The sequence below is a fragment of the Shewanella sp. genome (assembly GCF_048265805.1).
Lineage (GTDB): Bacteria > Pseudomonadota > Gammaproteobacteria > Enterobacterales > Shewanellaceae > Shewanella.
Map to the genome: position 1 here is coordinate 37348 of NZ_JBLXAT010000022.1, position 24678 is coordinate 62025.

General features: G+C 50.3%; 25 protein-coding genes. 13 read left to right on the forward strand and 12 right to left on the reverse strand.

Annotated features, from left to right (window positions below):
• The first annotated feature begins 2 nt into the window (after window positions 1-2).
• The 4 genes from ACN0TT_RS14855 to ACN0TT_RS14870 all read left to right on the forward strand — a co-directional run bounded on the left by ACN0TT_RS14855 (window position 3) and on the right by ACN0TT_RS14870 (window position 4012).
• Window positions 3-314 carry a hypothetical protein gene (locus ACN0TT_RS14855; protein WP_417762931.1) on the forward strand — a complete coding sequence of 104 codons (312 nt, stop codon included), beginning with the start codon at window positions 3-5 and terminating at the stop codon, window positions 312-314.
• On the forward strand, window positions 311-2068 hold the full coding sequence (locus ACN0TT_RS14860; RefSeq protein ID WP_417762932.1) for a PepSY-associated TM helix domain-containing protein: 1758 nt from the start codon (window positions 311-313) through the stop codon (window positions 2066-2068). The genes ACN0TT_RS14855 and ACN0TT_RS14860 overlap by 4 nt, the downstream gene beginning before the upstream one ends.
• Before the next feature lies 1 nt (window position 2069).
• On the forward strand, window positions 2070-2378 hold the full coding sequence (locus ACN0TT_RS14865) for a DUF3325 domain-containing protein (RefSeq protein WP_417762933.1): 309 nt from the start codon (window positions 2070-2072) through the stop codon (window positions 2376-2378).
• A gap of 233 nt (window positions 2379-2611) precedes the next feature.
• Window positions 2612-4012: a DUF945 family protein gene (locus ACN0TT_RS14870; RefSeq protein ID WP_417762934.1), complete on the forward strand. Its 1401-nt coding sequence runs from the start codon at window positions 2612-2614 to the stop codon at window positions 4010-4012.
• 293 nt (window positions 4013-4305) lie between these two features.
• Here ACN0TT_RS14870 and ACN0TT_RS14875 read toward each other — a convergent pair whose 3' ends face one another.
• Both ACN0TT_RS14875 and ACN0TT_RS14880 read right to left on the reverse strand, forming a co-directional pair.
• Window positions 4306-5415 (reverse strand): glycerol dehydrogenase, encoded by a 1110-nt coding sequence (locus ACN0TT_RS14875; protein ID WP_417762935.1) that lies wholly within the window; start codon window positions 5413-5415, stop codon window positions 4306-4308.
• 216 nt (window positions 5416-5631) lie between these two features.
• Window positions 5632-6522 carry a LysR family transcriptional regulator gene (locus tag ACN0TT_RS14880; RefSeq protein ID WP_417762936.1) on the reverse strand — a complete coding sequence of 297 codons (891 nt, stop codon included), beginning with the start codon at window positions 6520-6522 and terminating at the stop codon, window positions 5632-5634.
• A gap of 106 nt (window positions 6523-6628) precedes the next feature.
• Here ACN0TT_RS14880 and ACN0TT_RS14885 point away from each other — a divergent pair, with 106 nt between their 5' ends.
• A complete protein-coding gene (locus ACN0TT_RS14885) occupies window positions 6629-7129 on the forward strand; it encodes a phenolic acid decarboxylase (RefSeq protein ID WP_417762937.1) in 501 nt (166 codons plus the stop codon).
• A gap of 100 nt (window positions 7130-7229) precedes the next feature.
• Here ACN0TT_RS14885 and ACN0TT_RS14890 read toward each other — a convergent pair whose 3' ends face one another.
• Entirely contained in the window at window positions 7230-8375 is a 1146-nt protein-coding gene (locus ACN0TT_RS14890) for a 5-methyltetrahydropteroyltriglutamate--homocysteine S-methyltransferase (protein ID WP_417762938.1), read from the reverse strand.
• A 245-nt stretch (window positions 8376-8620) separates the two neighbouring features.
• Here ACN0TT_RS14890 and ACN0TT_RS14895 point away from each other — a divergent pair, with 245 nt between their 5' ends.
• Together ACN0TT_RS14895 and ACN0TT_RS14900 are read left to right on the forward strand one after the other, a co-directional pair.
• Window positions 8621-8800 carry a hypothetical protein gene (locus tag ACN0TT_RS14895; RefSeq protein WP_417762939.1) on the forward strand — a complete coding sequence of 60 codons (180 nt, stop codon included), beginning with the start codon at window positions 8621-8623 and terminating at the stop codon, window positions 8798-8800.
• A gap of 80 nt (window positions 8801-8880) precedes the next feature.
• Window positions 8881-9483, forward strand: coding sequence for a class I SAM-dependent DNA methyltransferase (locus tag ACN0TT_RS14900; RefSeq protein WP_417762940.1), 603 nt, complete (start codon window positions 8881-8883; stop codon window positions 9481-9483).
• 34 nt (window positions 9484-9517) lie between these two features.
• On the opposite strand, the gene ACN0TT_RS14905 is transcribed toward ACN0TT_RS14900, so the two are convergent.
• The 8 genes from ACN0TT_RS14905 to lptM all read right to left on the reverse strand — a co-directional run bounded on the left by ACN0TT_RS14905 (window position 9518) and on the right by lptM (window position 15752).
• The gene (locus ACN0TT_RS14905) at window positions 9518-10177 is read right to left on the reverse strand and encodes a GntR family transcriptional regulator (RefSeq protein ID WP_417762941.1); all 660 of its coding nucleotides are present in this window, start codon (window positions 10175-10177) and stop codon (window positions 9518-9520) included.
• Between the two features lie 191 nt (window positions 10178-10368).
• Complete coding sequence (locus ACN0TT_RS14910; RefSeq protein WP_417762942.1) at window positions 10369-10953, reverse strand: HupE/UreJ family protein; 585 nt, start codon at window positions 10951-10953, stop codon at window positions 10369-10371.
• 255 nt (window positions 10954-11208) lie between these two features.
• The gene (locus ACN0TT_RS14915) at window positions 11209-11940 is read right to left on the reverse strand and encodes an HAD-IA family hydrolase (protein WP_417762943.1); all 732 of its coding nucleotides are present in this window, start codon (window positions 11938-11940) and stop codon (window positions 11209-11211) included.
• A complete protein-coding gene (gene xerC / locus ACN0TT_RS14920) occupies window positions 11940-12836 on the reverse strand; it encodes a tyrosine recombinase XerC (RefSeq protein WP_417762944.1) in 897 nt (298 codons plus the stop codon). The genes ACN0TT_RS14915 and xerC overlap by 1 nt, the downstream gene beginning before the upstream one ends.
• 3 nt (window positions 12837-12839) lie before the next feature.
• Window positions 12840-13475 (reverse strand): DUF484 family protein, encoded by a 636-nt coding sequence (locus ACN0TT_RS14925; protein WP_417762945.1) that lies wholly within the window; start codon window positions 13473-13475, stop codon window positions 12840-12842.
• A complete protein-coding gene (gene dapF / locus ACN0TT_RS14930) occupies window positions 13472-14299 on the reverse strand; it encodes a diaminopimelate epimerase (protein WP_417762946.1) in 828 nt (275 codons plus the stop codon). Before dapF ends, ACN0TT_RS14925 begins: the two co-directional genes overlap by 4 nt.
• A 45-nt stretch (window positions 14300-14344) precedes the next feature.
• A complete protein-coding gene (lysA, locus tag ACN0TT_RS14935; RefSeq protein ID WP_417762947.1) occupies window positions 14345-15589 on the reverse strand; it encodes a diaminopimelate decarboxylase in 1245 nt (414 codons plus the stop codon).
• Between the two features lies 1 nt (window position 15590).
• Window positions 15591-15752 (reverse strand): LPS translocon maturation chaperone LptM, encoded by a 162-nt coding sequence (gene lptM, locus ACN0TT_RS14940; RefSeq protein WP_417762948.1) that lies wholly within the window; start codon window positions 15750-15752, stop codon window positions 15591-15593.
• A 68-nt stretch (window positions 15753-15820) separates the two neighbouring features.
• On the opposite strand from lptM, the gene cyaY reads away from it, so the two are divergent.
• Complete coding sequence (gene cyaY, locus ACN0TT_RS14945) at window positions 15821-16150, forward strand: iron donor protein CyaY (RefSeq protein WP_417762949.1); 330 nt, start codon at window positions 15821-15823, stop codon at window positions 16148-16150.
• A 6-nt stretch (window positions 16151-16156) separates the two neighbouring features.
• Here the strand turns inward: cyaY and ACN0TT_RS14950 are convergent, their stop codons facing one another.
• A complete protein-coding gene (locus ACN0TT_RS14950; RefSeq protein ID WP_417762950.1) occupies window positions 16157-18592 on the reverse strand; it encodes a class I adenylate cyclase in 2436 nt (811 codons plus the stop codon).
• A 208-nt stretch (window positions 18593-18800) separates the two neighbouring features.
• Between ACN0TT_RS14950 and hemC the strand changes: the two genes are divergently transcribed.
• From hemC to ACN0TT_RS14975, 5 genes are all read left to right on the forward strand, one after another.
• Window positions 18801-19730 carry a hydroxymethylbilane synthase gene (gene hemC, locus ACN0TT_RS14955; RefSeq protein ID WP_417762951.1) on the forward strand — a complete coding sequence of 310 codons (930 nt, stop codon included), beginning with the start codon at window positions 18801-18803 and terminating at the stop codon, window positions 19728-19730.
• A gap of 8 nt (window positions 19731-19738) precedes the next feature.
• Window positions 19739-20461: a uroporphyrinogen-III synthase gene (locus ACN0TT_RS14960; RefSeq protein WP_417762952.1), complete on the forward strand. Its 723-nt coding sequence runs from the start codon at window positions 19739-19741 to the stop codon at window positions 20459-20461.
• Window positions 20462-20498: 37 nt separating this feature from the next.
• Window positions 20499-21641 (forward strand): uroporphyrinogen-III C-methyltransferase, encoded by a 1143-nt coding sequence (locus ACN0TT_RS14965; protein WP_417762953.1) that lies wholly within the window; start codon window positions 20499-20501, stop codon window positions 21639-21641.
• Entirely contained in the window at window positions 21638-22807 is a 1170-nt protein-coding gene (locus ACN0TT_RS14970; RefSeq protein ID WP_417762954.1) for a heme biosynthesis HemY N-terminal domain-containing protein, read from the forward strand. The genes ACN0TT_RS14965 and ACN0TT_RS14970 overlap by 4 nt, the downstream gene beginning before the upstream one ends.
• Window positions 22808-23161: 354 nt before the next feature.
• Window positions 23162-24678, forward strand: a 1517-nt coding sequence (locus ACN0TT_RS14975; protein WP_417762955.1) for a retention module-containing protein, incomplete at its 3' end; no start/stop codon positions are given.

Genomic DNA, 24678 nt, shown 5'->3' on the forward strand with positions numbered 1-24678 from the left:
TCATGATTTCGGTTAACCCCATTTATACGCCACTGGATCGCATAGGTTGGCTCAACACCAGCATCCGCTGTGTGCTGGCATTACTTGGCAGTTATGCCATTGCCATTTTGATGGGTTCAGCAATCGCCATTACTTTAGCCATGCCAGCAAAAGACGCCACCATGAGCGCGATTATGCTCGGCTTCGTGGCGCAATTATTGGCCGTACTTTGGGTATTTCATGCCCGCACCATCATTGGTGCCTTTATCGGCTTAGCCGTGCCAGCCGCCATAGCGTCAGGCATTCTCTACTGGCTGACAGGAGCAATAGTGTGAAGTTTGATAAGCAACGTTCATTTCGCAAGTCGATGACTTGGGTACATACATGGAGTGGCTTACCTGTTGGCTGGCTATTATTTGCCATTTTTGTCACAGGCACTTTGTCGTTCTACCGTTTAGAGATCACCCAATGGATGCAGCCCGAAACGCAGCAGGCCACCATTTATGACCATGGCCGAGGGCTTGAGCATGCCACCGCCTTACTGGATCAATATGGCCGCGATGCAGAGCAATGGACCATTGACTTCCCAACGGCGCGTTCGCCAGTTTATCAAGTCCGCTGGCGGGTGCCGGAACCTGCAGAAGGCCGAGGAAATGGCAAAGCTGACAATCATCATGCGCCCAAGGCGGAACAGCAGCGTCCCGCAAACGCCGAGCAACACCATGATTCAGCAGCAGCGGCTAACGCCACCAGCAGCAGTCAACTCAAGCCGCTAGACGGCTTCCGTGGCATAAAGTATTTCGTGATGGACCCTGCCACTGGGCAAGTGATCACCCCACGGGAAACGGCCGGTGGTGAATTCCTTTATCGGTTCCACTTCCAACTCTACGGCATGCATTGGAGCATTGGCCGTACCTTAGTGGTCATCGCGACCTTCTTTATGTTTGTTGCGATCATTACTGGGGTGATCATCCACCGTAATATCTTTAAAGACTTCTTCTCGTTTCGCCCGCGTAAAGGACAACGCTCTTGGCTGGATGCCCACGCGGCCACCAGCGTCATTGCGCTGCCGTTTCACCTGATCCTCACCTTCTCCGGCTTACTCTTTTTAGCTGGGCAGTTACTGCCGGTGGTGGCTGGCGCCGCATACAATGGCGATCCGCGCGGCTTCTTACGTGACTATCGTGGCTTTAACAATGGCGAACGCAGTGCACCCAACCCCAACAGTGCCAAGCTGTATGACATCAACAGCATTGCTGCCGATGCATTGCAGCGTGCCCCTTCCGGCATAGACACCATCAATATTAAGCGCCCCGGCAAAGCCGATGCGGAGATCACGGTCACTACCTTAGATGCCTCACTCTTTACCGGTAAATCGAGTTTGGCGAACTTGCAATACAACGGTGTTACGGGGCAGTTTATGCCACCAGCAGAGCGCGGCCACTCCGCGGCTGAAACCATCTGGAAATTTATGCTGGCCACCCATATGGGCTTGTTTGCCACACCACTCACGCGCGCCTTGCTGTTTTTATCTGGCGTATTGGGTTCGGTGATGATCGCCTCCGGCTTGGTGATGTGGTTAGTCGCCCGTGAAAAAGAGCGGCAAAAGCTCGGTACATCGCCGAAAGGCCATCGCTTAGTCGAGCGCCTCAACGTAGCCGCCATTGCTGGGTTAATGTGTGCCGTGGCTGGCTTTTTCTGGGCCAACCGCTTAGTACCTGCGACGCAAGCCAATCGCGCCGAATGGGAGATCAATGGCTTCTTTATCGTCTGGGGGGTGTGCCTCATTCACGCCATCTTGCGGCCGCATCTCGCCGCATGGCGTGATCAACTGCTGTTGGCCGCGCTGGGCTTAATATCGCTGCCGCTATTAAACGGCCTGTCTGGTGGTAACTTTATTTGGCAAAACCTGCAGCAAGGTCAGTTTGCGGTGGTTGGCTTTGATCTCACTGCGCTGGCGTTAGGCTTGTCGCTGCTGTATGCCGCTCGCCAAGTGCAGTTGAAATTGACCGCCGCCAAGGCGACTGCTCCGACACCCGCTCAGCAGCCTTATTCCAGCCCCCAAGCCGACACCTTACAGGAGCAGTAACATGTCTTTACTTGGATTTATCTTGGCCTTTATTGGTTTTAATCTGCTGTGTGTCAACACTGGCCGTAACGCCAATAAAATTGTGGATGTCACCCTGTCGCAGACGCAACAACGTCTGCTCACCTTAATGGGTTGGGTAGCGTTAATCATGTCGCTGTGGCCGATGCTGACTATCGACAGCATCGCCATCGGTTTAGTCAATTGGGCGATGTTACTCACCTTAGCCGCGTCCAGTGTCGTGCTGCTGCTGACTTATCGACCTAAGTTATTAGCTTGGCTGGCAAAACCGGTCACTCACTGGCTGGCGTAACACCACTTTGGCGGCCGCTGCTTCTCCCCGCAGCGGCCGTTATAACCTATCTACTAACGAGAGAAAAATCTCGCATCTGCCAGTTCAATTTCAGTTACCCCTTGTTTTTTCGATGCATTCAATGGCATATTATGTCAACTTTCAGAGCTAAGCCGTGGCTTAGGTCGCTTCTGAATACACTCGATTTTTGTTCGTAAACTTGCGAGCAAGGTGAATAACTAAAAGGATTTTTCATGAAGAAACTATTGCTCGTAGGCGCGGTTGTAATTGCGGGTGCCGTGGTTGCCACACCTAAATATGCTAGTTCACGTTTTGAGCAGCAGATGCAAGATGTGATTGCCCAGCTCAACAGCACACCAGGCTATAAAGTGACCATTCTTAGCAATGAACAAGGTTGGTTCAGCGCTAAGACTCAGCTTGCGTTAGAACTTGATATGGCTTCGCTGCCACAATTCGCCAATGACCCTATTGCGGAGAGCTTGCCGCAGCTGCATACCGATGTCACGCTCAACACTACATTTGGTCCATTGCTATTTGATGAAAATGCCCTGCTGGGACTTTACAGCTCAAGCGCAGAAATCGCCGCGGAGCCACTGCGCCAATACCTCACTTGGGATGCAGATAAGCCGCTGGCGAAACTCGTCGTCACCTCATCTTTGACCAACAGTTTATATGTGCATGATGAACTGGCCGCCGCCAGCTTTAGCGATGACACCGGCAGAGTTACCTTTAAATTTAGCGGCTATGAGGGCAATGGCTCTTGGGCTGGCAAAACGCTCAACTATTCAGGCTCTTCGGATTCGCTCACCAGTGAAGGTGAATTTGATGCGGCTATCAAAGACATCAAGCTCGAACTCACGGCCGAGACCGACTTAGCTGGCGCTCTGGCTGGGGACCTGTACGCCTCGTCAACCACCGTCACAGTAGGCAGCTTTACCTCAGATTACTTCAACGCTGCCAAGTTGCTAATCAAAGCTGCAAATACGATTGATACCGCTAAAGACACCAGCAGTATTCAAATGCGTTATGAGCTGGGCGAAGCGCATTACCAAGATATCACCCTCAACAATATGATGCTGTCGATGGGTATCGATGATATCGACAACGGTTTCCTGCGTGACTTTCAACAACTCATCGAAGACGGCTATCGTGCCGGACATGATACCGACGAAGTGCAGATGCAGATGTTTAGTCTGATTGAGAACAAGCTGCCGGAGTTACTGAAAAAGTCACCACAGATGAATGTAGAGCTGGGTGCTGAAATCCCTGAAGGTAAATTGACCGCCAAACTCGATAGCAGCATCGCCGAGATTAACCAACCGCTGACACAACAGCAGCTGGGTGATAAGTTCTTCTGGTTGCAACACTTGAAAGCGCATCTTAATGCTGAGGCCGATAAAGGCATGGCAACTTTTATTAGCAACATGGTACTGAAAGAGCAGTTAGCTTATTCAGCGCAATTTGCCCAAATGTCACCAGATGAACAAAAGCAGATGTTGGATAGTCAATCTAGCACCGTGCTGGAGCAACTAGTGCAAACCGGTATGTTGCAGGAGAAAGATGGCAAGCTAGTGTTGGAAGCGGCGTTAGATCAGGGTAATGCTACCCTCAATGGCAACGCTATCCCGCTGTAACGCATCACCATTTTGCGGCTGCACTAAGCCGTCCGCATGGATAATGCCGATCGCTTTAAGTTATTGAACGATCCTGAGCAGACGTCATAATCGGTCTCAACATTGTTGAGGCCGATTTTTTATACCAATGATCTACAGAGTTAAAGACTTGCGCCGAGTTTTTTGCCAGAAATATCGCCTCAATGCGTTTGCTAAACAGACATATCCATCACGCTCTAGAGATAAAAATGCCACTCGCTCTTAAGCGAGTGGCATTCTCCGCATGGACAGCTTATTAATGTCAATCATCGCCGTTAAGCTTGTGCTTTATAGCGCTCCGCCATCGCATTGGCCGCCACCATGGCTTGGTAAACATCATCTTCGCTCAGCGCCATGGTCATATTGCCCATGGTATCGCCTTCGGCACAGGCAATTTTGGCAACGGTACGCCACTCTGCTTCCACAAAGTTTTGTAGTCCCATATCGGCCAAGGTCAGTGGCAAACCGGCAGTTTTAATAATACGCACCACTTCATCCACTTCAGCTTTCGGCGCATTTTCCAACACAAGTTGAGTCAGTAAACCAAACACCACTTTTTCACCATGTTGTGCGCGGTGCAGATCGGGCACGGCAGACATGCCATTGTTCACCGCATGCGCTGCTGCTAAGCCACCAGCTTCTGCACCAACACCACTGAGGTAGATGGTTGCTTCAATAGTTTGCTCCAATGCGGGGGTGACAATTTTGTTTTTCACCGCATCCATCGCAGCAGCAACGTTTTCACGCAGCAGTTGATAACACAACTCTGCTAAACCTAAGCCCGTACGCGATGGTTTTTTCAGTACCAAGTTGATGCCATCGGCCGCATAACAAGTGCGTGCTTCAAAATAGGTTGCCAAAGCATCACCAACACCCGCGGCAAAAAACCGTTGCGGTGCAGCACACAAAATCGAGGTATCGGCAATCACCGCATCTGGGTTTTGTGGCAGATACAGATAGCGTTCAAACTCGCCTTCGGAGGTATAAATCACCGCCAGTGCGGTACATGGTGCATCGGTAGAAGCGATGGTTGGATAAAGCACCACGGGCAGTTTGTGGTAATAAGCAACCGCTTTAGCCGAGTCGAGCGTTTTGCCGCCACCGACACCAACGATCACATTAGCGCGTTGTTGTTCGGCCAGCGCACCGAGGCGTTTGATTTCGGCTTCACTACATTCGTAGTTAAATTTCTCGGCCTTCGCTTCGATTTTTGCGGCTTGTAGTGCAGATACGGCTTCTTCCTGCACTCGATTGAGAATGAATTCATCACTGATGATAAATGCGTTGTCACCAAAATCTTTAACGTAGTCATGCATTTGGCCGAGAAGACCTTTCCCAATAATAAACTTTTTGGGAGATGTTACGGTACGTGGAACAATAGACATATACCCTCCTGAGTATTGCAATTAACGAGGCAAGCAGCGAATCATTCTGGCGGTCAACGACAACCGTTAACTCACCCAAAGCGCCTTTGGCGCTATTCACCACATGCCAACCTCAATCCTTCGAACTGACGCCAGCATATGCCTCGGATAATCGAATAACAAAGGGTTTATATCGATAGATTCAACGCAATAAATAGATGGAAATATAAGCTTTGCTTAAGCCAATGAGTGCAAGTGACTATCAATTTGCTGTTGCAGCGCTTTGCTCAAGGCTTGCACGGTTGGATCATGACGGCTGCTATCATCGCGCACAAAATACAGGGGAGTTGAGCGGCTGTTCATGCCAATGCTAGCCAATGTTCCATCAGCCAATAACGGCGCTACTTGCTGCTGCGGCAACCAGCCAAAACCGAGTTGATTTACCACGGCCCCGATCGCTGCATCAATCGACGTGAAATACCAAGATTCCTGCGCAGCCGGATACTGTTGGCTAAGCTGCTGACTCTGCTTATCCACCACTTGGATCATTGGATAACTCGCTAATTGCGAACGACGCAGCTCCTGCGCGACTTGCAGCAACGGATGTTGACTATGCGCCACACAGATAAACTGCACATCCATCACAAACTGTTTCTCTAGCGCACTGGTTGGCGGCAAGCTGATCAAATACAAATCACCCGCTTGCTGCTGTAGCTGCAAGATCCCTTCATCTTTGACCGATTCCTTCACGTGCACTTGGGTCTGCTTATATTGCTGGTGAAACGCCTTCAGCCCAGCAAATAACCACGTTTGTGGAAACATACTGTCCACCACCAGATTAACCACGGCTCGCCGCCCTGCATGAATCGCTTCAGCGCGCTGCTCCAGATCACGAAAGCTGTTAAGCAGTAACTGCGCCTGTGCCAGCAGCGCCGAGCCCGCCTCGGTCAATACCAAACGGCGCCCCTGTAGTTGCAACAGCTCAACGCCCAAACGCTGCTGTAACTGATTTAGCTGATAACTCACCGCAGGTTGGCTGCGGTGATGGTGCTGGGCGGCACTGGCGATACTGCCGTGCTCTATCACTGCTGCAAGTAACTGCCATTGCTCAATACTGGTCTTAAACATATAAAAATTCTTGATGTATTTTATTTAAAAATTACGTTTTTTATAAAAATACGAAATGATTAAGCTAAGCACAAGTTAAATGAACAGCACATAAGAGGTAATGAACATGTTTGATAAAAATGATGTAAGCGGTCTAGTAGGCAAACATCTGGTGTATACCTATGACAATGGCTGGAACTACGAAATTTATGTGAAAAATGCCACCACCATGGACTACCGCATTCACAGTGGCATTGTTGGTAATCGTTGGGTCAGAGACCAAAAAATCTATCTGGTACGCGTTGCCAGCGATGTTTATAAAATCTCTTGGACTGAGCCAACTGGCACCGATGTTAGCTTAATCGTCAATTTGGCAGACAAAGTATTCCACGGTACGATCTTCTTCCCCCGTTGGATCATCAACGATCCACAAAAAACCGTGTGTTTCCAAAACGACCACATTGCGCAGATGAATGCCTACCGCGATGCGGGGCCTGCGTACCCAACGGAAGTGATTGACGAATTCGCCACCATCACCTTTGTCCGTGACTGCGGCGAAAACAATGAAGACGTGATTAACTGCGCCGCCAGTGAATTACCAAAGGATTTCCCTAATAACCTGAAATAACAGGATATTAGGAAATAATATCATTCCGGTGAATGATAACCCAGCAAGCAAAAACGCCTTCCCAGAGGCGTTTTTTTTGCGGCAAAATGGAGCTACGGGCTTAGCCCCACACTTGCTCAGCGACTTGTTTCACCAGCGCAATCTTAGCCCACTGCTCCGCTTCCGTCAGGCTGTTGCCCTCTTCGGTTGAGGCAAAACCGCATTGGGTGCTGAGATACAGGTTGTCTAGTGGTACATATTGCGCCGCTTCATGAATGCGTGCCACCAGTTCGTCGGCACTTTCGAGTGCGGCAGATTTTGAGGTAATCAGCCCCAACACCACTTTCTTACCCGCTGCCAACTTGGCTAGCGGCGCAAAGTCACCGGCGCGGTCGGTATCATATTCCAGATAAAACGCATCAACGTCTTGCTTAGCAAACAAGGTATCAGCCACTGGTGCATAGCCGCCACTGGCACTCCACGTTGAGCGATAGTTGCCGCGACACACGTGGGTTGTCAGCACTAGGTCTGCTGGAGCATCAGCAAAGGCGGCGTTGTTCACTTGCAGCAGCGTTTTCAGCAAGCCATCGAGTTGTTCTTCATACGCTTGATGATCACTACCACAGCCGCAACCTGTCGTGTGCGCGCCAATGTTCGGGTCGGTCAAAATGCCCCACGTACAATCATCTAACTGCAAGTTACGGCAACCCGCGGCGTACACTTCTGCAATCACGGTTTGATACGCCTTGGCGATATCGGCAATCAGTTGCTGTAGATCTGGATAGATACGCTGCGTCTGCTCAAGGTTTACTGGACGTTGTAGCTCACGCAAAAACTGCGCTGGAGCAGGAATCGTCAGGCGCGGTAGATACCCCTCGCCCGCCAGTTGGACAATAAATTTAAAATGCTCAATAAACGGATGATTGTCGCCGCTAATTTTGCCGGTCAATTGGCAGCTTTCTGGCCGAGTCTGAATACCGTTGAAGGTGTAACCCTGATCAATGGTGGTTTTCTCCACCCCGTTAAGACCCCACATGAAATCGAGATGCCACCAACTACGACGAAACTCGCCATCGGTAATCACTTGCAACCCCGCCGCCTTTTGTTGCGCCACCAACTCAGTGATCGCTTTATCTTCTACAGCAGTTAACTCAGCTTGGGTAATGTCACCCGCAGCGAACTGACGACGCGCGTGTTGGAGATACTCAGGACGCAGATAGCTGCCAACAACATCGGCACGGAAAGGCGCAATTAACGGATTAGCCATAACGGGAACTCAACTCAGTCAAATAATCTATGCCGACAAAGATAGACATCTAGACGTCTACTGTTAAGCGAGTTTTATTCAACACCATAATGAGTCAATTTCATGTTGCAGCATGAAACGCTAATTTGCTTGCTACACTTAGAGTGAACCTGAACAGAATGTTCTCAACCTTGGAGTACACACGGACGTCATTCATTCGCATACCACTGTCAGCGGGCAGTCATTTCACGCCAAGCGAGGGCAAGATGAGTCAAAACAGACGCGATGAAAACTTGACGTTTAATATTGCCGTAGGCTTTGTTGTGGGCTTCCTCTTCGGTATTGCGATTAAGCACATTCCATTAGGAATTAGCCTAGGTATGCTATTAGGCGTGGGGATCGGCTCACTGCCATGGAGCCAAAAATCGGCCGATGATGACGATTAATCATCATCGCCGGAACGGGCTTGAATTATGCTGTTTGAAGCCAGATGATGGCAGCTCAGCCTCAAGGAAGAATGTCAGTTATGAGCAAAGATTTTTTTCAGCATAAAGCGGGAAGTTACGAGCAAGACCCTCACCGCATCGACAACGTTGGCAATATCGCCGCGGCGATTATGGCGCAATGTGAGCTAACGTCCGACATGCGTTTAATGGACTTTGGCTCTGGTACTGGGCTACTGCTGGAACGCATTGCGCCGCGGGTCAGTCATATCACCGCAGTGGATGTGTCCGCGTCGATGAATCAGCAACTGGCCGCTAAGCAGGCGCAACTCGCCTGCGATGTCACCATTAAACCTATCAATCTGGAGACCGATGATTTGCCGATGCAGTTTGATGGCATCATCTCCTCGATGACCCTGCATCATATTCAAGATATTGATGCCATGCTGGCTAAACTGCGCCAATTACTGCACGACGGCGGCTTTATCGCCATTGCCGATCTGGATAGTGAAGATGGCAGTTTTCATGAAGATGATACTGGCGTACACCACCTCGGTTTTGACCGCGAACAACTCGCCCAACGCGCCCGCCTAGCAGGCTTTGTTGATATTCAGCTCATCGACGCCAGCATCGTACTCAAACATCAACGCCATTATTCGGTGTTTCTAATGACAGCAAAGCGCTAACAGCGCCCAAGTCGGCTAATGTGAAGCGTGAGCATCAATCGTCAGCAGGTTCATTCGGAATTTGCTGGCATAAGTCAGCCAACGTATTGGCATTATGCTCAAACAGCAACGCTTTGACCGCGGTCGCATCTGCCGCCATCCACGCTTCATAGATCTGTAAATGGGCGTTGTAGGCGCTTTGCTCGCGCTGCGGCGGCTCTAGGTGCATACGCACATAGCGTTCCGACAGGAAATGCAGCTTTTCAATCATCCTCAAACTCACTTCGCGTTTGAGCGGGCGGATCATGGCGAGATGGAATTCACGGTTAATCGTCACCGCTTGTGCTCCTTGAGTCACCGATAACCCGTCAAACTGCTGGAATATGCGGGTCACATTGGCGCGTTCTTCGCTGCTGGCTTGTAGGCAAGCCGTGGCGGCGGCTTCCGGTTCCAATAAGCCGCGCAAGTGGAACACATCTTCGGCTTCGGCAATCGTCAACGGCCGCACCATAAAGCCCCGATTAGGATGAGAGCTGAGTAAACCATCTTGCTCTAAACGGGTTAGCGCTTCGCGCAGCGGAATCTTGCTCACGCCTAAATCTTGTGACAGCGCATCCTGCCTAAGCGGTTTCGACGGCAAAATCTCATGCGTTAAAATCCGTTCGCGGATAATTTCATAAGCTTGTTCGGACAGGGTTTTGACCACGATAGACATGGCTGACTCCTCAGATGAATGGCTCACCGCACCACGCATTGTCACTGAGTAAATCACCCCCAAGCTGCGTAGAGCAAAAATGTAAACGGTATACTATTCACATTTTTGCACAGCTAACTCAATAAAAATATTACTAATAAGTGGAAAAAGCGGGAACACCGCCAACAGATAACCGCCGTAACGACGGCAGATTAGACGACCAACACAGTAACCACTAAATAGCTGCCAAACACCGCGATAGCACTGCCAGTGTAGCGCAGCCAGCGATGATGCTGATCAAAATGCACAATGGCACGGCCAATAAACACGCCCAACAGTAACAGCAAAATGGTGCCCACCACGAAACCCATGCTGTAGAGGACAACGTTGTCTAAATTAACTAGCTGAGAACCGTTTTCATAGCCATGGAACAGCGCCAATAAGCCAACAAATGCCATGACAAAGGATACTGGGAAGTCGCGATTCAACGCGATCAAACTGCCGACAGCAACCACCGAAGCGGCCACCACTAAACTCACCATGGGAAAAGCCATATGCAGTAAGCCCGCAATACCGCCCAAGCTCAAAAAGAACAGAAAACCAATAGGGATCAGGTAAATAAAACGTTTTGTCGACATCGCACACATCATGCCGACACTGAGGGCAACTAACAGGTGGTCGATACCGAAAAGTGGGTGCAACAAGCCCGCGCCGAAACTATCATCTCCGGACAAAGGACCTGCCAACACAGGTAGGGTCATTAACGCTGACAGCAACACGAGCAAACGCAAAATCACTAACGCTCCCTCACAAACGTTATTTAAGAGTTAAATTATAACTCCATTTGTTATAGGAATGATAATACTCATTTCGTATACAAAATAACAGCAAAGGATTACAAGAAGTTGTAACTTTAATTTTTGTTAACAACTGAGGGAAAAACGTCGCGCTAATGCGGTTATTAACCTAGAGGCTGTTGACCTTTTCTGGTTGTTTTTGCAGTAGATAGAGCGTGATTGAGGCAAGGCTGATGGTGCGCCGTGTAGTTATTCTCAACCCACAGCACCTAGCAATAAAGGATGTAATTGACCAATTTGGCTGATGCGCCAGTGAGGTAAGCGTTGTCCACTGATCACCGCCGTTGCTCGGCCATAAGCAGGAGTAAGCCACACAGCTTGCGCACCAGCACGGCGAGCACCGTCAACATCTGTCACCGGGTTATCGCCCACATGCAGTAACTGTGACAGCGGAATATTGAGTTGTTCTGCCGCCATATCAAACATATCGCGATAGGGTTTCATCCGTACACCATGCCCCGGATGAATCACCCGTTCAAACACGCCAGCTAAACCTATTTGCTGATGGTCAACATTACCGTTGGTGATGCCAATCAATGGATAACGTTGTTGCAGTGCCAGCAGCAGTTCGATGACCTCAGGCGCCACACTAAAACGACTACGCTCGCGATAAAACACCGCCAAGCCTTGCTGTGCGCCATTGGTCGCACTTGTGACATCATAGCCACACGCTAATAGGCCCGCGGTTAACGTCGCCAGACGCGCCGCTGAGGTGTCGTGTATCAATGTAGGCTGCAGCCGTAACTGTTCAAGCTTACAGGCACGCCATTGCACTTGGCGCCACTGCGCGGTGCGCGGGAAATGCTCCAGTAGCCACGCTTGCAATACTTGCTCGGCCGTCAGCAGTACTGGGTGGTTATCGTAGAGGGTGTCATCTAAATCAAAACTGATGGCGGCAACATGACGCAACTTCTGGAAACACTGCATTAATTTTTCCTTTTGCGGGCGCGCGGATGGGCTCCATCATACACTTTGGCCAGATGTTGAAAGTCGAGACTGGTATAGATTTGTGTCGTTGCCAAATTGGCATGTCCTAGCAGTTCTTGGACAGCACGTAGATCACCACTGGCCTCTAATAGATGGGTCGCAAATGAGTGCCGCAGTTTATGGGGATGTACTTTCGCAGCCAACAGCTGCTGTTGTCCCCAGTAACTCAAGCGCGCTTGAATGCCACGATGGGACAAACGTCCGCCACGTTGGCTAATAAATAAGGCTTCATCATGCTGCGGCATAGTGGCACGATAGTTAAGCCACTGTTCGATGGCGGCAATCGCCACTGAGCCGACCGGTAACAGCCGTTCTTTACTGCCCTTACCCACCACTTTTAACTCAGCCGCTTTTAAATCGATATCATTCACATTCAGTGACGCCAGCTCGGCGAGACGCAACCCAGAGGAGTAAAACAGCTCCATCAATGCCTTATCTCGTGCAGAGATGGGATCAGTCACGTCAATATCAAGCAGGTGGTCGATGCTGTCAGCATCGAGATTTTTTGGCAGCGGTTTACCTTGCTTTGGCGCCGATAACTGCACCGCTGGATTAGCGGCTATTTGCTGCTCGCGCAGTAAGTATTCAAAAAATTGCTTTTGTGCTGATAAACACAGCGACAAACTGCGCGGGCTTAGCCCTTGGCGGTGCAGTTTAGCGAGTGCCGCCTTAAGCTGCTCGTGGCTAACGCTTTGCCAATTGGCCGCGGGCAACAAAGCGCCCACTCGGTGCAGCTCATTGAGATAGTTGCGCACGGTATAACGGGACAACTGGCGCTCGGCACTGAGGAAGCGCGCGAATTTATCTAGCCAAGGTGATGCCGTTAACTCTGTCATGCGTTACAACTTAGGGATCATATGGTCCAACAACTGGCGGATCTGCTCTAGTAACATGCAGTCCATCTCTGGATGGAAGTGCGTGGCATCGCCGCTAGCAATAGCAAAAATGACTTGGCCGGCCTCGTCTGACAAACGAGCCAGCGACACTGAGCCAACATCGGCGCCGAACAGACGCATCGATTCATGATGGGTGAGTCGTCCGAAATAGTAGCCATCAGCCAAACGATTACGCCAAATTACCGAGAGATCAGAGTCGATATCATGCACGGTAATCAAGCGCACATGGCTAAAGCCAAATTCCTGTTTTAGCTCATGGGTCAAACTTTGGCGCAGCTCACCAATGTCTTCACAGTCGAGCAATTTTTGGCACAGTTGCAAGTTAAAGCGGAATATCCGTTCGTTTTGCGTGGCCATGGTCATCAATGCAGTGATCTCTTCTTCCAACTGCCCAACACGTTGACGGAGCAACTCTTGGCGGCGCTCCACCAAAGACACGGCACCCCGTTCAACATGTGGCACTTTCATCGCCAGTAACAGCTCTGGAAAGCGGTTGAAGAAATCGGGATTATCGAGCAGATATTCGCGAATAATCTGCTCATCAAATGGCGGGTTGAGTCGAGTATTGGCTTCTGTCATAACTGTATTTGACCGTCGTAAACATGTTCTGCTGGCCCCGTCATATACAACGGACGCCCTTCTCCTTCCCACGCTATCGTCAGCGAACCACCGGGTAGATCGACCTGTACGGTTTTACCGAGTTTGCCTTGCAACTGCCCAACCGCGGCAGCGGCGCAAGCACCACTACCACATGCTAAGGTTTCAGCGGCACCGCGTTCATACACCCGCAACTTAATGTGTTCAGGGTTCATCACCTGCATAAAACCCACGTTGACCCCCTTAGGAAAGCGCTCGTGGTTTGTTAGCTCGGCACCAATGGTATCAACATCTGTAGTAGCCACATCATCCACTTCAATCACGCAGTGGGGATTGCCCATCGACACAACACCGCAAAGAAATGTCTGGCTTTGTGACGGCAGCAAGTAGGTTTTTTCCACCTTTTTGGCTTTAAATGGCACGGCGTTTGGCTCAAGGATCGGCACGCCCATATTCACCGTGACACTGCCGTTTTTTTCCAGTTTCAGCAACATCTTACCAGCTGAGGTACTCACGCGAATTTTGTACTTTTGCGTCAGGCCTTTGTTTTTCACAAACCGGGCGAAACAGCGCGCGCCGTTGCCACACTGTTCCACTTCACTACCATCAGCATTGAAGATGCGGTAATGAAAATCGAGGTCTGGATCATAAGGCGGCTCAACCAATAATAGTTGATCAAAACCGATACCGAAGTTGCGATCCGCCAAGCGACGGATCTGCTCAGGTGAGAAAAATACATTCTGCGTGACAGCATCGACGACCATAAAATCGTTGCCTAGCCCATGCATTTTGGTGAACTGAATCAAGATAACTCCTTGAACGCCACAAACAAAAATTGAGTTTACGCCAGTTTATGGCAGTAAGGTCTCACCTTGCCACAGCTGCGCGAGTTTTTCTCGCTCACGCACCAGATAGTGCAGTGCACCATCAACCATCACTTCCGCCGCACGAGGTCGGGTATTGTAGTTGGACGACATAGCAAAACCGTAAGCACCGCTAGAGCGCACCGCCAGTAAATCTCCCGCTCGTACGGTCAATTCACGCGACTTACCGAGGAAATCACCAGTTTCGCACACGGGGCCAACCACATCATACATCGCGGGGGCACGGCTGTGCTTACGTACCGGAATAATTTGTTGGTACGCGCTATACAGTGATGGGCGGATCAAGTCGTTCATCGCGCCATCAACAACAGCAAAGTTCTTATCGGCGTTTTCTTTGAGGAATAGCACTTCGGTGACAAAAATACCGGCGTTGGCAGCAATGGCACGGCCAGGTTCAAAAATCAGCGTCAGTTTACGGTCGCCTAAGCGTTCTAACAACGCGCTGGCATAAGCACTTGGCTCTGGTGGTGTTTCGCCGTTGTATGGCACACCAAGACCACCGCCAACATCGAGATGCGAAATCTCAATCCCGCGCTCGGCCAAACGGTCAATCAACGCCAGCATACGGTCCATCGCATCGAGGAACGGTTTGAGTTCGGTCAACTGTGAACCAATATGGCAATCCGCGCCTTTAACTTGCAAATACGGTAGTTCCATCGCACGTACGTAGGCCGCTTCCGCATCATCCATGGCGATACCGAATTTGTTTTCTTTCAGTCCGGTAGAGATATAAGGATGAGTACCAGCATCAACGTCAGGGTTGATACGCAGAGACACCGGCGCAATAGTGCCAAGACCGGCGGCCACATCGTTAAGAATTTCTAACTCAGGTAAAGATTCAACGTTAAAGCAGTAAATTCCCAGCTCCAGCGCCATCTTCATCTCAGCTGGCGTTTTACCTACACCGGAAAACACCACTTTAGCAGGGTCACCACCGGCGGCGATCACTCGTGCCAACTCACCGCCAGACACGATATCAAAGCCGCTGCCCATACGCGCCAGCAAATTAAGTACAGCTAAGTTGGAGTTGGCCTTTACTGCGTAACAGATCATGTGTGGATGCTCTGCTACCGCAGAGTCAAAAGCATGCCAGTGGCGCTCAAGCGTGGCGCGTGAATAAACATATAACGGCGTGCCATACTGGGCGGCTAACTCCGCCACGCTACACTCCTCTGCAAAGAGTTGCTTTTCCTGATACTGAAAGTGATCCACGTTACTCTCCTTGAGCTGTCGGCTGCGGTGCAGTGTTTCCTGAGGCTTGCACCTTAGTGGGTGTTTTAGTCGGCGTTTTATATAACGGTCCTTTTTGGCCGCAGCCCACAAGTAACAAGGACAACATCATGAGGGATAAAAGTCGTTTCATTTCACTCAACATCTGTGCATAGAAAATACATTGGCCTTATAATCGCATTCATCTTGATGAAAGCAAAGGACAGATATTGCATGGCTATGACAGATACGCAATATCATCAACTCGCTGATGATATGTTTGAAAAGATTGAAGCAGCCATTGAACAGGCCATTGATGAGCAAGAGGCAGATATTGATATCGACGCCTCAGGCAATGTACTGCAACTAGAATTTGGTGACAGCGCTAAGCTGGTCATTAACAAGCAAGAACCACTGCATGAGCTTTGGGTAGCCTCACGCTTTGGTGGTTTTCACTTTGCTTATGTTGATGGCAAATGGTTGGATCAACGTAATGGCGGCGAATTTATGCCGTTCGTACGTGATACCATTACCAAACTCAGTGGCTTAACACTGGATATCTAACCGCCGTTAGAATTGTGATTGTGCCATTGAGGATGACATGCCAAATGGCACAATATGCGGCGCATGTTGCTCGCCCGTGACTAAGAAAAACTGTGGAAAATTAAAGCGTTGCTTAAGGTCGTGCACATCGTCAAACGCAAAGTGTTGTGACACCTGATTGACCAGTTCATTCACATCTTTTGCCGCCTGCACATAGTGGCGCAACTCATTGACCTCATCTAATACCAGTACATTGACCTGCTCTCCATTGGGCTGCAAGAAGTATTGCACCACGCCTTTGACAGCCACGTTTTGGATCCCTATCGGCAGAGTATTAAGCGACAGTTGTCCGCCGTCTTGGCTGGCAACAATATCTAAACTGCCCCGCACCACTTGTTGATAGAGCGAGGTCACATCGCTGAGATCGCGATAGCATACGCTCTTATCATCCACAAAAATGCCAAAACGCTTATTACGGATCTGTAGTGGTTGCACTAACGAGTAGCCCTTCTGCGCCCGATGGATCAGCTTGAGCAACTGACGAAACAGTTGCGTAAGCGAACTGGCTAACTGGGTGCGCGCTTTCACTGAACCACTGAACACTTCAATGTTGAGATTCGCCGCCGAGCGTTTTAACCCTGGCGCTAAAAACTGGATCAGCTCCAACAATCCCAGTTCCTGATTGAAGGCGTAACTGTGCCATTCACCCCATGAATTTTGCGTCAGCAGTTGGATGCTTCCCAGCAAACATTGTTGTCGGCGTCCAACCGATAATGGATTTATGCCTAACAGATCCACCATGATCTCCTGCCCTAACCACTGCGGTGTCGGGTCATGCTCCAGATTCACTAACAGAATGACTTGGCGGTAACACCATGGCTGACATAAATCGAGCTTGGCAACGCGCCACTCGCTGTCGGTTAAGCGTGGCACTAACTGCCGCGCCACATAAGATAAGCAACGGCTACGACGGGCGGAATCGGCATACAGATGCCAACGGGTATTTTTATCGGCCACACCATTTAAGCACGCCCAAGCAATCAACGAGGCGATGTTATCGGCCTGATAGATAACCGACTCCCCCACAAACAGTTTAGGCGTTGGCTTCACTCGATAGAGTGAACACGGCTGCGGTGACTCACTCTTCACAATGGTGAGATGCGGCTCAACAATCGACTGGCTCCACAACGGGTTAAGCTTCAACAATTGCTGTGTGTCTTCACTGAAGTAGGTATGTAATTTCCGTGTCAGCAAGCTCAAGTCTTCAATTTTGAAACTCTTGCTCAACTGGTGCGTAGAGGCAAACCGCAACAAGGTTTGATAGCTCACCAACATCAGTTGGTTTAATTGTTCGTTAAACCACTGCAACTCACCACTATGCCACTGATGACAATTATCTAATGTTGCTACCAAGCTGTAAGGCCATTCCCAATCCCGCACCAATTTGCGTAAGTCATGAAAGCGCCAATCCTGGTGAGTATGCGGATCAGTAAGGCGAATACCGCACTTTAGATAGAAACAGCGGCGAGCAATCTCCAAGCGACGAAAATCGCCGAGACGAGTGAGATGGCGCTCAATGGTGAAATAGAGTTGCAGATACGGGTCATTATCGGTGGAAAAATTGCCCTCATCAGTCAGATTCCACACCACTTCCGACACCAAGCGAGTTCGCGGATACTCGCTGGCATAGGCCTCCAACAACAAGACTTTAAGCAACGCCTTATGCGGTTTATCCAAGCCTTTATAAAGTTGCCACAGTGAGGCACCAAAATATTCGCTGGCAGGCAGCTCGCGCATATCGCCCAAATACAGCAACTGCTTAGGATCTGGCACGCCTTCAGGCCACCACACCACGGGCTTACCAGCGAGGCGAATATGACTGCGGTAAAACTCATCCAACAATAACCAGTGTTGCGCGCTGCCACAGTTTTCTTGGCCGAGCACTTCCCATTCGGCCGATGAGGATTGCTGTACCTGCTGCTGACGCCATTTAAAATGCTCCGGCTGCAACAGATAGAAGTTCACTTCAAAATCAAAATCATCAAACCACTGGTGCAGCAATTCAGTTTTCTGGCGCAGTAACTCCTGCTCTTGGCAAGAGATATCCGTAGAGTGCACCAACCACACATCAACATCACTTTTAGGGTTTTGCCCAAAGCTGGCGGTACTGCCCATTACATACACGCCTTCAAGCTGTGGTTTGACTGCCGTGGCTGCGTTACACGTTAACTTGAGTTTAGTAAGGGCGTCGGAGTGCTGCTGTTGCAACTCAAATTGGCTAATGCCACGGGGAGTATGAGGATTGTTATAACCAGGCAGTCTTGCATCATGATAATGCAATAGCACAGGAATAAGCGTGAAAAGCTGCTGTTGCAGTGGAGAAAATAACGCTTGTGCGCGTGCGAGACGTACTCGATTGAGTCGCTCGGCAGAGGCAAAAAATTGCTGCTGGCGCTGTATCATTCGTACTAATCACTTCCTTGCTTAAGTAACGACTAATCCTAACACGTTTGTCACATTCAGCAAGCGTTTGCGACACACATCACATTTTTACCGTAGGAGTTATCCGCTTAAATGCAAAGATTGCGGGTTGGCTCGTGCTAATAGGTTGCTGGCAATGTTAGCATTGCCGCAATTACTTACATTACATTACTTACGGAACATTTCGGGCATGTCAGACAATCTTATTCGCATTGCAACTCGTAAAAGTCCGCTCGCCATGTGGCAAGCAGAATTTGTCAAAGCAGAATTGGAACGCATTCATCCTGGGCTGCAGGTTGAGCTGCTGCCGATGAGCACTAAAGGTGACATCATTCTGGATACGCCGCTGGCTAAAGTAGGCGGCAAAGGCTTATTTGTGAAAGAGCTGGAAGTTGCCATGCTCGAAGGTCAAGCGGATATCGCAGTGCACTCGATGAAAGATGTGCCAGTGGAATTTCCAGAAGGCTTAGGTTTGGAAGTGATCTGCAAACGGGAAGATCCACGTGATGCGTTTGTCTCTAATACATACAAAACCCTGGCCGACCTGCCACAAGGCGCCGTTGTTGGTACGTCAAGCCTACGTCGTCAATGCCAACTACGTGAAAGCCGTCCTGACTTAGTGATTAAAGATTTACGCGGTAACGTGGGAACCCGTCTGAGTAAACTGGATGCGGGCGAATACGATGCCATTATCCTCGCCGCTGCGGGCCTTATCCGTTTAGAGCTAAAAGAACGCATCACCAGCTTCATTGAAACGACTGAATCACTGCCAGCTAACGGCCAAGGCGCGGTGGGTATTGAATGCCGTAGCGATGATGCCCGCGTTAAAGCACTCTTAGCACCGCTGGAACACAAAGAAACCCGCTACCGTGTGCTGGCCGAGCGCGCCATGAACACCCGTTTGGAAGGCGGTTGCCAAGTACCAATTGGCGCATTTGCTGAAATCACTGGTGACGACATGTTACTGCGCGGCTTGGTGGGTAACCCTGACGGTTCAGAAGTGATCCGCGGTGAAATCAACGGCAAAGTCAGCGAAGCTGAAGCATTGGGTATCGCCTTGGCAGACGAACTGCTGGGCAAAGGTGCTAAAGCGATTTTGCAGGCGGTTTACGGTAACTAATTCCGTTTATGAAGCTACTGCTAACTCGGCCTGCGGGCCGAAATGACACCATGATAGGATCTCTCAAGCAACGAGAGATCCCGTTTATGGAAACGCCGCTACTGCAGGTTGCTGCCATCGCTGCGCCGCAGCTTAATCAGCAACTCGCCGCGGCCGATATCGTTATTTTTATCAGCACCAATGCGGTCACTTTCGCGCAGACCAGTGTGCCAGTTTGGCCAACATCACCACAGTATTACGCCGTAGGCCAAGCCACAACCCAAGCCCTGCGCGCGTTAGGCATCAACGCCTACAGCACCCCAGAAGATAACCAGCAAACCGAAGGGCTCCTTAGCCTAGACGGCTTGCAACCTGCGGTGGTTGCTGGCAAACGGGTGGTGATTGTACGTGGTGTCGGTGGTCGCGAAACCTTAGCGCAACAGCTGCAAGATTTCGGCGCACATGTCGAATACTGCGAAGTGTACCAACGCCAATGCCCCGCGTACGATAATCAAGCTTTAATCCAAGCATGGCGAGATTTCGGTGTTGATACTATTGTGATCACCAGTGGTGAAGCACTTGTTAACCTAATCAACCTCGTCACTAAAGAAAATTTCTCTTGGCTGCTGGCATGTCATATCATAGTGCCCAGTATTCGGGTGGAACAGCAAGCCAATAAATCAGGATTCCGTTATATAACCAACGCTGGTGCAGCTAATGATCAGGCTGTGTTAGCGGCGTTGTCGCTGTAACTATCCCCCGGTTTTCACATTCTCTAGGACTGGTTTTATGGACAACGAGAAAGCGCCAGCTGAACAACTGCAACAACAAGAACACGCCTTACCCTCGACCGAGGAAACAACGGCAACCTCACATCAAACGACGACAACAGCGGCTACAGATGCTAAGCCTGAGCGGTCTCCTTGGCCGATGCGCCTAGGGTTGTTGCTGGTCACCGTGCTAGCGGCCGTCGCACTTGCGGCTAGCTTTTGGTTGTATCAGCAGATGCAACAACAGCAGCAACAAAACCAACAACTGGAACAGTTGATCGCGCAAGCCAAAGATGCGCCAACGCAGCAACTACAACAGTTGGGACAATCGTTACAGCAACAGCAACAACGGCTAGATGACACACAAAACACACTGCAGAAAATGCAGCAAACAGAAGCGCAGCTTGGCACTAAAGTCGCCGCACTCGCGCAGCGTCATCCCAACCACTGGCTGGCGGCTGAAGCAGAATATTTAGTGCGTTTGGCGGGCCGTAAACTCTGGTTAGAGAAAGATCCTCAAACCGCAGTCGGTTTGTTGCAAGCCGCTGATGAACGTATCGCCGCCATGCAAGAAGCGTCATTAATGCCACTGCGCCGCGCTATCGCCCAAGATATTGCCGCCGTGAGTGAAATTAAAAACGCCGATATTGCCGGTACGGTTTATGCGTTGGATGGCGTCATTGCTAAGTTAGAGAAGATGCCACTGAACCGTCTGCAGCAACAAGATGAGCCAGAGCTTGAAGATCAGCAAGTGACCACCTCTCTGGGTGACTGGCGCACCAACCTTGCTAAAACTTGGCGCGCCTTAAAGGATGACTTCTTCACTATCCGTAAAGTATCTACCGATGTCACCCCACTGCTGTCAGGTAAGCAAGAGTGGTACTTGGAAGAGAATATCCGTAATAAGTTACTGCAAGCACAGCTCGCCCTGTATCAATATAACGAGCTGAACTATCGCCAATCGATCACCTTAGCGCGTAAATGGATTCAGCAATATTACGATTTAGAAGACGGCAACACCCAAGAGGTGCTGGCGAGTTTAGAGGCATTAGCTAGCTTGAAGCTTGATGCCATTACCGTACAGCAATTTAATGCAAGCAAGCAGCTCAAACAGCTAGTGACTTATGGCAACCTTTTACCGAATGAGGAGGTTGCCCCATGATCCGAGTGCTGTTTTATCTGATCATTATTCTCGCTGGTGCCCTGCTCAGCCCGCTGATTGTTGGCAACAAAGGTTACGTGTATATCTCCTTTCTTGGCTGGCAGCTGGAAACCAGTGTCATCTTCGCTATCGTAGCGATGATTCTGTTCTACGGCGTACTACAGCTGGTGGAGTGGGTTGTTGTCTCATTACTCAGGGTCGTCCTGTCTAGCCGTTATCTGCCGCAACGCTGGCGCCGTAAAGCCGCACGCAAGCATACATTGGTCGGCGCGTTAGCCATGGCGGAAGAAAATTGGCCTGCCGCTGAGCGAGCCATGCGTAAAGGTGCAGAGCAAGGTGAACTGCCTGTGCTTAACTATCTTGCAGCAGCACGTGCCGCGCAGTATCAGTTAAAGACTGAAGAGCGTGATGAATACCTGGAAAAGGCCGCTGAATTACCGCTAGCATTTGAAGCGGTCACAGCAGCTAGAACGCGTTATCTGCTACGTAGCGGTGATGAAAACGCCGCGAGAGCGGAGCTGGATAAACTGCAACCGACGCCAAAAAGTAAAACGCCGTTACTGAAACTCGCGCGCGATGTTTATCAAGCACAACACGATTGGGCGGCACTGCGGACTATTTTGCCAGCGCTGTTAAAACGTCAATTCATTGATGAGCAACAGTACCTGCAGCTCAACAACGCCGCCTGCACGGCGCAACTTCAGCAAGCTGGCGCGCAAGACTTAGCACAACTTAATCGTTGTTGGGCGGGCTTTAGTCGCCAAGAGAAAGCACAGGATACTGTGCTTGCCGCTTATGCCGAGCAGCTGCATGTGCTCGATCAGCATGATGAAGCGATAAAATTATTGAGTAAGCCTGTGAAACACGATGCCGACGATGCGGTCTTTAACGCCATCGTCAATATCATCTCAGCTGATGATAGCTCACTGCTGAAGCTGCTACAGTCGATTGAAGTCAAATGTGAAAACCGGATTGCCTACCAACGTTGTATGGCTAAGGTATATGAACAGCTACGTGAGCCACAGCGGCAATTAGCGGCATTACAGAAATTAGCCGCACAAGACCCCTCGCCTAGCAATTACCTCGCATTAGCGCGCGCCCATGAACAACTGGCGCAGCAACAACAAGCCGCTGATGCCTATCGTGCCGCCGCACAAGCGCTCTAACCTTCCCAGTAGGGATGGTAATCACCTCCCTACCAACTTTCTGCAGTAATTCATCATTTCATATTATCAATATGTGACATCTATCGCGAAAAGATATAAAACCGCGGCAAATTATTCACAGTTTGTTTTTTAGAGCAAAAACTCTCAAAAATAATATGTCAATTTTATTGAAAAATATGTAAAGCCATTGATTTAAAATGCATTTTCCAAATGTCAAAAAATTGACTTTGCACAGTTATTAACCTACTATTTGCGTAAATTCCGTAGCTACGCACAGTGGTTGTTTACACTTCCATAACAAGCATCGTAAGAACTCAACTCACACCGATATGAGTCTGAGCAGTAGGGGCCAGTATGAACACAGTTACCATCCAACAAAGCGGTCAAGTCAAAGGTATTAATGGGCAAATCTCTATCATCGAAAATGGCCAACCAAGGCCACTACGTGATGGGGAAATTGTTCCCGTCGGCGCCCAGTTAATCATCGCTGACAATGCCCGTGCAGAACTGCTTGCCCAAGATGGGGCGCTACTCACATTGGATGACACCGGAGTCAATGCGACTAGCCAGCCAGATCTAGCTAATCCAACTGGCGCAACCGATGCTGAAATTGCAGAGCTACAAGCACTTATTGCTTCAGGTGAAGATCCAACCGCTAGCCTGCCAGAAACCGCAGCAGGCGGTAACTTGGCTAACCAAGGCGACTCTGGCTACGTTGACGTGAGCCGTGATGGCGCTGAAGTGCTGGCCGCCTCAGGCTACGACACTGGCACCTTTGCTGAGGCTGCCGATACCCCAACCGATGCCAATGAAATTCCATATGAAATAGCGGCACAAACCGCGAACGACACCAACACCATTGACGAAGACAGCGTCGCAACAGGCAATGTGCTGACCAATGATACTGCTGATGGTATTGACCTCACCGTCACCGATTTTATTGTGGATGGCACCAACTTCGCCGCCAACGATACTGCTACGCTGGAATCAGGCACACTGACCATTAACGCCGACGGCAGCTACACTTTCACGCCAACAGAAAATTGGAACGGCACCGTACCAGTAGTGACCTACACCACGAATACCGGAGATACCGCCACACTGACCATCGTTGTGACCCCAGTTAATGATGCCCCAGTGTTGGCGCCTGATGTGGGTGCTGTGGATGAAGACGCCACGCTGACGGTCGCCGCAGCCGACGGCGTGTTGAGCAACGATACTGACGTGGATGGCGATGCCCTCAGCGTCACCGGTATTTTGAACGGCACCACCGGCACTGCCACTGCCGTGGTCGATGGGGCGGCCACGGTGATCACTAATGATTACGGTACGCTGACCATCAATAGCGACGGCAGCTACAGCTTTGCCGCCACTGGCGCAGCCTCGCAAGCCTTGGCCACTGGCGCTACCGCGCAAACCGTATTTACCTACACCGCCACCGATGGCATCGCGCCACTCACCAGCACGTTAACCATCACCATCACTGGCACCAATGATGCACCAGTGCTGCAACCGGATGTGGGTGCTGTGGATGAAGACGCCACGCTGACGGTCGCCGCAGCCGACGGCGTATTGAGTAATGATACCGATGTGGATGGCGATACCCTCAGCGTCAGCGGTATTTTGAACGGCACCACCGGCACTGCCACGGCGGTAGTGGATGGCACCGCCACGGTGATCACTAATGATTACGGTACGCTGACCATCAATAGCGACGGCAGCTACAGCTTTGCCGCCACTGGCGCAGCCTCGCAAGCCTTGGCCACTGGCGCTACCGCGCAAACCGTATTTACCTACACCGCCACCGATGGCATCGCGCCACTCACCAGCACGTTAACCATCACCATCACTGGCACCAATGATGCACCAGT